At 55.6% G+C, this 10722-nt stretch carries 11 protein-coding genes, 1 other RNA gene and 1 pseudogene; 3 read left to right on the forward strand and 10 right to left on the reverse strand.

What is annotated here, in order from left to right; genetic code table 11:
• Positions 1–230 precede the first annotated feature (230 nt).
• Complete coding sequence (locus ACWIUF_RS01275) at positions 231–1760, forward strand: protein kinase domain-containing protein (protein ID WP_448570363.1); 1530 nt, start codon at positions 231–233, stop codon at positions 1758–1760.
• Positions 1761–1776: 16 nt separating this feature from the next.
• Here ACWIUF_RS01275 and ACWIUF_RS01280 read toward each other — a convergent pair.
• The 5 genes and pseudogenes from ACWIUF_RS01280 to rpsD form a co-directional block, all read right to left on the reverse strand.
• Positions 1777–2142, reverse strand: a pseudogene (locus ACWIUF_RS01280) (RNA-guided endonuclease InsQ/TnpB family protein); the annotation flags it as partial.
• Positions 2143–2307: 165 nt separating this feature from the next.
• The gene (locus ACWIUF_RS01285; RefSeq protein ID WP_448570364.1) at positions 2308–3018 is read right to left on the reverse strand and encodes a response regulator; all 711 of its coding nucleotides are present in this window, start codon (positions 3016–3018) and stop codon (positions 2308–2310) included.
• A gap of 27 nt (positions 3019–3045) precedes the next feature.
• The gene (locus ACWIUF_RS01290) at positions 3046–3417 is read right to left on the reverse strand and encodes a phasin family protein (protein WP_448570365.1); all 372 of its coding nucleotides are present in this window, start codon (positions 3415–3417) and stop codon (positions 3046–3048) included.
• Between the two features lie 23 nt (positions 3418–3440).
• Positions 3441–3537, reverse strand: an RNA gene (gene ffs / locus ACWIUF_RS01295) — signal recognition particle sRNA small type.
• Positions 3538–3678: 141 nt separating this feature from the next.
• Positions 3679–4287: a 30S ribosomal protein S4 gene (gene rpsD, locus ACWIUF_RS01300; protein ID WP_448570366.1), complete on the reverse strand. Its 609-nt coding sequence runs from the start codon at positions 4285–4287 to the stop codon at positions 3679–3681.
• 267 nt (positions 4288–4554) lie between these two features.
• Here rpsD and aspS point away from each other — a divergent pair, with 267 nt between their 5' ends.
• Both aspS and lepB read left to right on the forward strand, forming a co-directional pair.
• Complete coding sequence (aspS, locus tag ACWIUF_RS01305) at positions 4555–6381, forward strand: aspartate--tRNA ligase (protein WP_448570367.1); 1827 nt, start codon at positions 4555–4557, stop codon at positions 6379–6381.
• Positions 6382–6482: 101 nt separating this feature from the next.
• Positions 6483–7112, forward strand: coding sequence for a signal peptidase I (gene lepB, locus ACWIUF_RS01310; RefSeq protein ID WP_448570368.1), 630 nt, complete (start codon positions 6483–6485; stop codon positions 7110–7112).
• Between the two features lie 109 nt (positions 7113–7221).
• Here lepB and ACWIUF_RS01315 read toward each other — a convergent pair whose 3' ends face one another.
• From ACWIUF_RS01315 to ACWIUF_RS01335, 5 genes are all read right to left on the reverse strand, one after another.
• Complete coding sequence (locus tag ACWIUF_RS01315) at positions 7222–7458, reverse strand: hypothetical protein (RefSeq protein WP_448570369.1); 237 nt, start codon at positions 7456–7458, stop codon at positions 7222–7224.
• A 62-nt stretch (positions 7459–7520) separates the two neighbouring features.
• Positions 7521–7838, reverse strand: a complete 318-nt coding sequence (locus ACWIUF_RS01320; protein ID WP_448570370.1) for an element excision factor XisI family protein — start codon at positions 7836–7838, stop codon at positions 7521–7523.
• Entirely contained in the window at positions 7820–8173 is a 354-nt protein-coding gene (locus ACWIUF_RS01325; protein WP_448570371.1) for an element excision factor XisH family protein, read from the reverse strand. Before ACWIUF_RS01325 ends, ACWIUF_RS01320 begins: the two co-directional genes overlap by 19 nt.
• A gap of 64 nt (positions 8174–8237) precedes the next feature.
• Positions 8238–9077, reverse strand: coding sequence for a Uma2 family endonuclease (locus ACWIUF_RS01330; RefSeq protein WP_448570372.1), 840 nt, complete (start codon positions 9075–9077; stop codon positions 8238–8240).
• A gap of 340 nt (positions 9078–9417) precedes the next feature.
• Positions 9418–10713: a dihydroorotase gene (locus ACWIUF_RS01335; protein ID WP_448570373.1), complete on the reverse strand. Its 1296-nt coding sequence runs from the start codon at positions 10711–10713 to the stop codon at positions 9418–9420.
• Positions 10714–10722 lie beyond the last annotated feature (9 nt).

The following is a 10722-nucleotide window of genomic DNA, read 5'->3' on the forward strand; positions in this document are numbered from 1 at the left end:
GATCCCTGTTGGGCCGCACTGCGTTTAACCCAATCTACCCCTATTAAGTTTGACAGTACACTAACCTTAGAGTCTGCCTTTAGTCTGACTTAGCTGTTAGGATTTGTCGATCTGAGCCGTCAGGTACAAAGAGGCGCGATCGCTATGCTAGCTTGGAGATGCTCATCTTCAGGGCATTGTCTATGGCTCTGGGGGGAATGTCCTGTCGGTATTTGTTATAGTTCCACGCCATGACCGATCCGCGATCGCCCAGTGCTGGCACGGTGATTGCTAGCCGTTACCGTATCTTGTCATTGCTGGGACAGGGGGGGTTTGGTCGTTCCTACCTGGCCGAAGATCAGAACCGCTTTAATGAACCTTGTGTTCTTAAGGAATTTGCGCCCCAACTGCAGGGATCGCAGGCCCTCCAAAAGGCCAAGGCGCTTTTCCAACGGGAGGCAGGCATCCTCTACCAATTGCACCATCCCCAAATCCCGGCCTTCCGCGAGTTACTTCAGACGGAGGTTCAGGGGCAGGAATGCCTATTCCTGGTTCAACAATATATTCCCGGACCAACCTATCTGGAGCAGCTTCAGCAGGGCTGCCGGTGGCAAGAAACTGAGGCAATTCAATTTTTGCAGCAAATCCTACCCGTGCTGGACTACCTGCATGGTCAGGGCATTATCCACCGCGATCTGGCCCCGGATAATTTAATCCGGGAGGCCCAGCAAAACCGACCCGTTCTCATCGATTTTGGGGCCGTCAAGCAGGTGGCAATCAGCGCCATTCAACAGTTCAGTCCGGCGGGACAGGCGGTGGCAACGGTGGTGGCGAAGTCAGGCTATACCCCACCCGAACAGCAGTATGGTCGGCCTGTAGCCGCGAGTGATCTCTATGCCCTGGGGGTGACTACCCTGGTGTTGTTAACGGGGCAGAGTCCGGCGGCACTACGCGATCCCACGACGGGGGTATGGCACTGGCAACCGTGGGTGTCCCTGACGCCTGCTTTTAGGACCTTGCTGATGCGCATGCTAGCGGAACGGGTGGGCGATCGCTACCCTTCGGCCCAGGCTGTTCTGAGGGATCTGGTCGATCTGGCACCGGGGAATCACTCGGTTACACCTGCGACGGCTGGGGGCTGGGGGCGATCGCCCCGTCTTACTCCCTCACCCCCGCCGATGGGGCCGTCCCTCTCCCAATTGCAGACGTTAGTGGCGGCTCCCCGGCGTCCGCTCCCCCTATCCCCAGGGCTACCCTCACCCCCATTGGCTGCCCACACACCGACGACTCCGGTGTCGCGTCGCTCTGCTGGCTTAGGTCGGTTAGGTGGGTTATTGTGGCGGCTTGTGCTGACCATTGGTCGAGTCGTTTTGGCCCTGCTCAAATGGGGGGTACGGGGCCTACTGGCGTTACTAGGCCTGGTGATCCGCACGGTCATCGCGAAGCTGGTTTTGGGGGGAATGTTGTTGGTGTTGCTGCTCGGCTTCGTGAGTGGCTTCCCGTCCCAGTGGCCAGACTGGCTAGGGCATTTCCGGGCGATCGAGACCTGGTTGCCAGGGCGATCGGAATCGGCCACAAATTGTCAAGAACGGATTATTAAAGAGATGCAAGCCCAAAATATTCCCGCCAGTGAACGCAGCCGCCTGTATGCGATCGTCGATGCCCAGTTCTATGCCACCTATCCCCATCTGGAGGGGCGTGCCTTAACTGATACCCCCGCCGATGCCCAACTGCGTCGTGCCTGGTGTCGTTTAGCGACAACGGCGATCGCGGGCGATTAGATCCGCTCTCTAAAACTTACTCTGCGTTCAAATCACGGTCTAAGATTATGCCACAGCTATTACAGACAAACAGCCGATCGCTTAAAGATAGATGCTCCTTTTTATTGCCACAACAGGAGCAAAGCTTGCTGCTGGGGTAAAATCGATTAACTGTCGTTACCACCGCACCATACCACGCGGCTTTATACGTCAATTGACGTTGGAACTCGTAGAAGCCAGCATCCGCAATCGCACCCGCTAGTTTGTGGTTTTTTAACATGCCCTTCACCCTTAAGTCTTCAACGACAATCTCACCGTGGTTCTGGGTCAGATAAGTCGTCAGTTTGTGCAGGGCATCCCTGCGGATATTGGCTATCCGAGCGTGGAGTTTAGCTAGCTTTAACTTGGTCTTTTGTCAATTTTGACTCCCTTTCACTTGACGACAAAGCTTCCTTCCCCAGGTTAGGACAAGGGGCTTGGCAGTCCATTGCCCGCCAGCGCCCGATGATTGGGGGGACCAGGGCAGGTTGGCCGTAGCCTGACCAAATTAACGCTAGTGCCAATCGGGCTAGGTAACGGCAGTATCCTCAAACTTATACCCTACCCCAATCACGGTTTTCACAAAGGTTGGATTAGCGGGATCGGGTTCAATCTTTTTGCGCAGGCGAGCAATATGGGTATCGACCACCCGTTCATCCCCGTAGAAATCCCCCCCCCAGAGTTTATCGATCAGTTGGGTGCGGCTCCAGGCCCGACCGGGATAACTCATAAAGGTGGCCAGGAGTTCAAATTCCAATGCGGTCAGATCAAGGGATTCCAACTGATCTGGGGTTAGGTGGCGTTGGGCAACACGTTGCTCTAGATCGAGGGTAAAATGCTGGGTGCGTTGCAGATTTTGTGGACCCGTTTGACGTAAAGACCGACGCAGGAGGGCGCGCACGCGGGCTACCAGTTCTCTGGGGCTGAAGGGTTTGACGAGGTAATCATCGGCTCCCGTTGAAAGGCCAATAATGCGATCGATTTCTTCGCCCTTAGCCGTTAGCATCAGGATGTAGGGATCTTTGGCACCGGGCCGCTGACGAATGCGGGCACAGACTTCGAGGCCATCCAGACCGGGTAGCATCAGATCCAGGATAATTAAATCCGGTTGGTGGATTTGGACGTACTCTAGGGCCAAATCTCCCCGATGGCAGACATGGCAGGTGAAGCCATCCTTCTCCAGGTAAAGTTGGATAAGATCCGCGATCGCGACCTCATCTTCAACAATTAGGATCTCCATCCCTGCTCCTTGTGACGAAGCCCATGTCTAGTCTTGTTTGAGGTTTCGCAATTGCTCTTGTAGGAAATCGACCTGCTGGCGAAGGGCGGCAATTTCTTCAGGATTGTCGATCGCCCCCTCTTCCTCGTCATCATCCATAATTTCAATGCGGCGCGGTTCCTTCGGTGTGTCGGGTTCGGGTGCCGCCGCTTTGGGTTGCTGGGCCTGCTGCATCAGGTCTTCCACCATCTTGCGGGCCTCTTCGGTGGTCATCTCACCGCGTGCAACCAGTTCATCTGCGAGCTTTTGTACCTGGCCTCGCAGTTCAACCACGGTGCTGCCCGCTTTCTCCCCCGCATAGGATGCCAGCCCTACGCCTAGATAGAAGGCTTTTTGTACGAGATCACCAAACCCAGCCATCGCTTCGCAGACTCCGACAACGGGAAGACCCGGAGTCTACGCCTATCGCAAGCATCCCGTATTGCTGCTACTTTCCAGTCCTGACAAGGTTTGGGCGTTACGATCGCGTAGGTCCGGATCATTCCTAGCATAACACTGCCTACCCCCGTTTGAGCAGTTTGGCCGTGTAGGCTCGGCTTGGGGCGTTTAGACAACCAAGGGATAAAGCCCTGTCTGACTCTATCCCTCCTTCGCTGATACGCAAAAAACAATGGTTGGGGTTTAGCCCTTACGGGAGTAGTATTCAACCACAAGTAGTTCGTTAATTGCCAAGGCGACCCATTCCCGCTCAATGACACTGTTGACCTTACCCACTAGCGTATTCTTGTCAAACTCTAGGTGGCTGGGAATATTGGATAAGCCAGGGTATTCCAAATTCTGTTGGACCAGCTTGCGAGAGGCATCGCGATCGCGCACGGTAATCACGTCACCGGGTTTACAGTTGTAGCTGGGGATATCGACCACGCGCCCGTTGACACAGACATGGCCGTGGTTCACCAGTTGGCGAGCCGAAGGAATAGTGGGAGCCATGCCCATGCGGAATACCGTATTGTCCAGCCGCATTTCCAGTAATTGCAGCAATACCAAACCGGTGGAACCAGTTGCCCGCCGTGCCTTCCGCACATAACGCAGCAATTGACGCTCAGACAAGCCGTAGTTGTAGCGCAGCTTTTGCTTTTCTTCCAGACGGATGGCGTATTCCGACTTTTTCTTGCGCGTTTGGCCGTGTTGACCGGGGGGATAGGCACGCCGAGGGGACTTACGGGTGAGACCGGGTAGTTCTCCGAGACGGCGCACGATGCGGAGGCGGGGACCTCGGTAGCGTGACATGCGGATTCCTCTTTAAATATACCAACTGCAATATCTACACAGACGTTCTAGTATACACTACGAATCGCCCAGACTTGACAATAAATCCGGTTGATGTCCGGTTGAGGCGTCGGGTTGAGGGGGCCGATCGCCGCAGCTACAAGTGCCTGAGGTTTGCGGTAACCTAGAAACTCCGGTGACGGTTTAGCGGGGGTTAACTCGGCTCAACGCACCGTCAACTTATACTCATATCTATAACCCAATCAACGCGCCATCCTTCAACTAACAATGCGGACTTATTACTGTGGTCAACTCCGGAGCAACCAGGTCGGTGAGACCGTTACCCTCTATGGCTGGGTCGATCGCCGCCGTGACCACGGGGGGGTGATTTTCCTGGACCTGCGCGATCGCAGTGGGATTGCCCAGATCGTCGCGAATCCGGATCAACCGACGGCCTATGCCCAGGCTGATGCCCTCCGCAATGAGTACGTCGTGCGCGTTGTTGGCCAAGTGCGGCAGCGGCCCGCAGAATCCCTCAACCCCAACCTGCCCACGGGGGAAGTGGAAGTCTACGCCGACACGATCGACCTCCTGAACCCCGTCTATAAACAATTGCCCTTCCAAGTCTCCGCCACCGAAGCGGAAAGTGTGCGGGAAGACCTGCGGCTGAAGTATCGCTATCTGGACCTGCGGCGATCGCGCATGAGCCGCAACCTCACCCTACGCCATCAAGTTGTCCAGGCCATCCGCCGCTACCTGGAAGACCAAGAGGGCTTTATTGAAGTGGAGACCCCGATTTTGACCCGCTCCACTCCCGAAGGCGCACGGGATTACCTCGTCCCCAGCCGCGTGAATCCAGGAGAATGGTTCGCCCTGCCCCAGTCGCCCCAACTGTTTAAGCAATTGCTCATGGTGTCGGGCCTCGATCGCTATTACCAAATTGCTCGCTGTTTCCGGGATGAAGACCTGCGGGCCGATCGCCAGCCGGAGTTTACCCAACTGGATATGGAGATGAGTTTTCTCTCTCAGGAAGAAATTCTCCAGCTAAACGAAGGCTTAGTCTGTCATATTTTCCAAGCCGTGAAGGGGATTGACCTACCCCGGCCCTTCCCCCGGTTGACCTATGCTGAGGCGATGGCCCGCTTTGGCACCGATCGCCCTGATACTCGCTTTGGCTTGGAGTTGGTGGATGTGTCGGACCTGCTCCAGGATTCAGGTTTTAAGGTGTTTTCCGGCGCGATCGCCAGTGGCGGTTGCGTCAAAGTCCTGCCGATTCCCAATGGGAATGATCAGGTATCCAACGTGCGGATTAAACCGGGGGGGGATCTGTTCCAGGAGGCGACGATCGCCGGGGCCAAGGGGCTGGCCTATATTCGGGTGCGGGAAAATGGCGAGATTGATACGATCGGGGCGATTAAGGACAACCTGAGTCCGGACCAGAAGCAGGCATTGCTCGATCGCACCCAAGCCCAGGCGGGTCACCTGCTGCTCTTCGGAGCCGGTCCCACGGATATTGTCAACAAAACCCTCGATCGCCTGCGCCAGTGTTTGGGCCAAGAATTGGGCCTGATCGATCCGAATCAGATCAATCTACTCTGGGTGACTGACTTCCCCATGTTCGAGTGGAATCCTGATGAGAAGCGGCTGGAAGCCCTGCACCACCCCTTCACGGCTCCCCATCCCGATGATCTGGGGGACCTGAAAACTGCCCGTGCCCAAGCCTATGACCTCGTGTTAAATGGGCTGGAGATTGGGGGTGGCTCCCTGCGGATTTATCAGCGATCGGTTCAGGAACAAGTCTTTGAGACAATCGGTCTGTCATTGGAGGAGGCGTATAGCAAATTTGGCTTCCTGCTGGAGGCGTTTGAGTATGGCACGCCGCCCCACGGGGGGATCGCCTACGGGTTGGATCGGCTGGTGATGCTCTTGGCAGGGGAAGACTCAATCCGGGATGTGATTGCCTTTCCGAAGACGCAACAGGCCCGCTGCCTGCTGACCGATGCCCCGGCCCCAGTCGAGCGCAAGCAATTGCAGGAACTCCAGGTGGCCTCCACCTATAAGCCTAAGGCGGCTGCGCCAGAGGTAGCCAAATCCGAGGTAGCCAAATCCGTCTAAGTTTCCACCTGACTGACCAGCGGCAGTTCTGGCCGGAGCAGAGTATAGTGATGTCAACAAAGATGCCTTCTAATCAACCCCCAGAGAAACCTGCTGCGATCATGACACCTGCCCCCGACAAAGAGAACCATCTGGAGCCGGAAATACAAGAGAATCCGTGGGTCGAGGGGATTAAGACGATCGTGGTCGCCTTGTTGCTGGCCTTTGGGATTCGCACCTTTATCGCCGAGGCGCGGTTTATCCCATCCGGGTCAATGGAGCCGACGCTGCAAGGGTCACCCAACCGTTGGTATGCTGATCAAATTCTGGTAGATAAGGTGGGCTATAAATTCAGCCAACCCCAGGCCAAGGATATTATTGTCTTTCAGCCAACGGATGAGCTAAAGCGCCAGCGCTTCAATGATGCCTTTATTAAACGGATTATTGGCGTACCCGGCGATCGCGTGGAATTGCGGCAAGGGCAGGTTTATCTCAATGGTGCCCCCTTATCGGAACCCTACGTCTATCCAGGTGCAGAAACAACCTTGGCTACTTGCCAGGGCAGTCCCTCGGAATTAAGCCCCTTTCTGCAAAACCCAGTCACCATCCCAGACAAGCATTATCTGGTGCTGGGGGATAACCGCGAGAGTAGCTATGATGGCCGCTGTTGGGGGCTAGTCCCCCAGGACCGCATCATTGGACGGGCGGTGTTCCGCTTCTGGCCTCCGACCCGGATGGGGGGACTGAATTAGGGGTGGGATAGCCATAGATCTATAGCCATAAATCTACGGGAAGTTCAATCCAACTGACGCGGATCGGTTGCTGGGGGATGCCAGCCTTGTTTTGCCGCTGCGTTCAGGGTCATTGCTGCGCTACTAGCAAAGAATTAAAATAGGTAAACAGACGATCTAGTTCCATGATGGCGTCGAGTTCCGCTGCTTCTTCAGGGGGGAGCGCCCCCAGCTTATTTTTGTCTAACAGCACTTCCAATCGGGACTGCAACTCATCGGTAAATTTGAACAGTCGCAGGTTGTCAACGGTTTCGACGGTAATGCCTCTTTCTAGGAAGGATTGGGGGCTAATGACCACTTGTATCATTAGACTTTAGGTAGAACTTAATTAGCGTTAAGGACACACGATATTTATCCGTAGATATTTATCTACCTTAAAGCAAGCGGGGCTTCGGGCAAAAAGGCAAGGACGATCTGCTCTGAGGGCACGCCTCGATCGATCAAGTCCTGGGTAATGCCCTGTTCCATGCCGTCATATTCCAGATAAATCCGGTTATCGTGCAGGGTAATGTAGATCAGGTTGCCCCGCACTCTGCGCCCCTGACTCCAACCTGTCTGCATGAGGGCATAGCGATCTTGGGTGTCGTCGAAGACCGTATCCAGCCGAATTTGCCCGTGGGATGGGGTTAAGCGGGCGTACTCGCTGAGCACCTGTTTCACGATCTCCCTCAGAGTGGCGGTATCCATTGTTTCACCTCAAGCGTTTCGACATCCACAACCAACAGATTCAGGGGCAAATCTCGGATCACCAGTTCCCCGATCGGCTCACGAAATAACTCGTCATACACCGGGGTGCTCACCGCCAGATAGAGCCGTCGTTCTGGGTCAACCTGTGCCAGGAGCAGCCGGTAGAGCATATATTGCCCGATCGCTTGTTCTAGCTCGGCGATGGGTGATTTGCCGCGCAGGTCTTTAATCTCAATGGCAATGCGATAGTTGCCGCGCTCCGCTCCAATAAACCATCCGGTTATGCCCAAGTCTACAAACAAAAAGCGCTCCCCATCAATGGCGATCGCGGTCAATACCGAAAAAGCGCGATCGGAATTTCTAATCGCCTAAGTGTCAGGCAACGGTTTTGCAGTCAACCTAGATATCGTCTGGATTGACCCCCATCTGTCTGAGTCGTTCGGCTAATCGCTCTGCCCGTTGCCGCTCCGCCTCCGCCCGTTGCCGCTCCGCCTCCGCCCGCTGCCGCTCCGCCTCCGCCCGCTGCCGCTCAAGCTCTCTGCCTTCGGCTCCAGTCGGAATCACGTCACCATTCTGGTCGCACCAGCGTAACCAGACCCGTGTGACCTCTTCTTCAAACTGCCCTGACCATAGTGTCAGTCCTAAACCAACTTGCTCTAGCCACACCATCTGCCCGACTTCTCTAATACCCTCGGCAGAAGTCATCTCGATGTACTGGCCAACGGAGTTCGCCCACACACGCAATAGTGCGCCGTTCATCTCGCTGGCCGATTGAATCTGCCGCAACGGGTCAAACACCACATAGTAGGGAATGTGGATTTGGGCGTAGAGGTCTTTTTTCGCCGTCGTTTTCCCCTTTTGCAATGACTTGCGGCTCACGGTCAGTTCGTCCCCTTCGTCATTGGAAACGATCTCAATGCACACGTCTGGCAGTTTGCCAAATTCCCAGACAAAATAGGTGCGGTTCTCTTTGAGTGAAAAGTCTTCGGCACACTGCACGCCCAAACTCAGCATCATGTCTGGGACGACCGGATCTCCCTTGCGTTTGTAAAACAACCCGACGTTGGCGGCTGCTAGAAACGGTGACGGGATAGGCTTGGAACTGTACAGGGGTTCTACCAATAGCCGCTGCTGTTTCTCGGATTGCAAATTGTCCACGGGGGTATCATCCTCGATCGCCAACTGACTGATATCTAGGTCATTGACGATTTCGTCTGGATTGAGCAGTTGCTGAGTCATGGGCAGTGACCAAACTCGATACTTCATTATGGTCAAATCTTGGCGCAGGCACGAAGCATGGGTTAGGGGGAGCAAGAAATCGGACTTGAACTCACCGCTGCTGCACAAACGTTTGTTGGTCTCTTCTGGGTTTTTGGTGTATACAGCGGTTTCTGCTCCAGTGAGGTACAGCCATGCCTTACTGCGTAAGGATTCTAGCCGCAATCTTGACCCTCAGTATACTGGGAGCCGCTGTAGTATTAGGCGAGGAAGCAGAAGTCAAGTGTTGGTTTCAAAAGTGTTAGCCTGTCTTACATTAATGCACTTATCCCATCCGTCTAACGTCACCGTCCTGCGCTCGCTATCCTGACTCATGGGTCATCGGTGCCCAAGTTTTGATCACTCGCCCCGTAAGGGTTTGGCCTAGCCAGGGAGTATTGGTCGCCTGGGACGCTAGGGTGGTGGGACTCACAACCCAAGTTTGTTGCGGATCGAAAAGGGTTAACTCGGCAGCTTGACCAGGGGCCAGCATCGGGGGAGCTTGCTGTAAACACTGGGCGGGAGCCGTACTGAGGCAGCGCCAGAGGGTTGTCGCGGGCACCAAACCGGGCATCACCAGGGCTTGCCAGAGTAGGGGCAGGGCCAACTCCAGCCCGATCGCCCCTGGGGGGGATTCACTAAAGGCCACGGTTTTCTCTTCATAGGTGTAGGGCGCATGATCAATGGCGATCGCGTCCAAGACCCCAGTGTTAATGGCCTCAATCAGAGCTGCACGATCGCGGGGGGTGCCCAATGGCGGCATCAGGTGCAAGCTGGGATCATAGGGCTGGAAGCCAGTGGTCCCGTCAATATCGGCGCTACTGAGCAAGAGGTGCATCCAGGTCGTACTCGCGGTGATCGGCAAGTCCCGTGCCTTGGCATCAGCGATCAGGTCTACCCCGCGTGCGGTTGAGATGCGCATCAGATGCACAGGAGTTCCAGTTGCGGCCACGCATTCGAGAATCGCCGCGATCGCGATCGTTTCCGCAATCGCAGGCACTCTGGGTAAACCCAAACGGATGGCATCGGTGCCCTCACGCACCCCCCCCTGGCGATGCAGTTGTGGTTGACAGGGCCAGAGGGCGATCGGTTTACCTAAGGGTTGGGCGTAGTCCAGGATGCGCCACAGCAACAGGGGGTCTGCCAAGGGCTGTCCATCCGCCAAACCCACCACCCCAGCAGCGACCAGATCGGCAAATTCCGTCATTTGTTGCCCCTGGGCCGCGATCGTCAAGGCTCCCCAACTATCCAGGCGCAAGGGTAGATCAAGCTGGGCAAAGGTGGATTGCAGCCAACGCCAGCCAGCGGGTTGGTCTAAAACGGGTTGGGTGTCGGGTAACAGGGTTAACCGGGTAAAACCGCCCGCGATCGCCGCTCGCCCCAAGGACGCCAAGGTTTCCCGTGATTCAAACCCTGGCTCCCCACTGTGGCTATACAGATCCACCAACCCCGGCCCCAAGACTAAGCCCTGACCATGCTGCCGGGGAATGTCCGGGTCTGCCGTAAGATCCTCACCGATCTGGATAAGGGTATTGTCCACGATCAGGACATCCGTCACGCGATCGCGGGGAGCCATCGGATCAATCAATCGCACCTGTTGCAATAAAACCGCAGCCATAGACAATTC

It is taken from the genome of Trichothermofontia sp. (assembly GCF_053493415.1).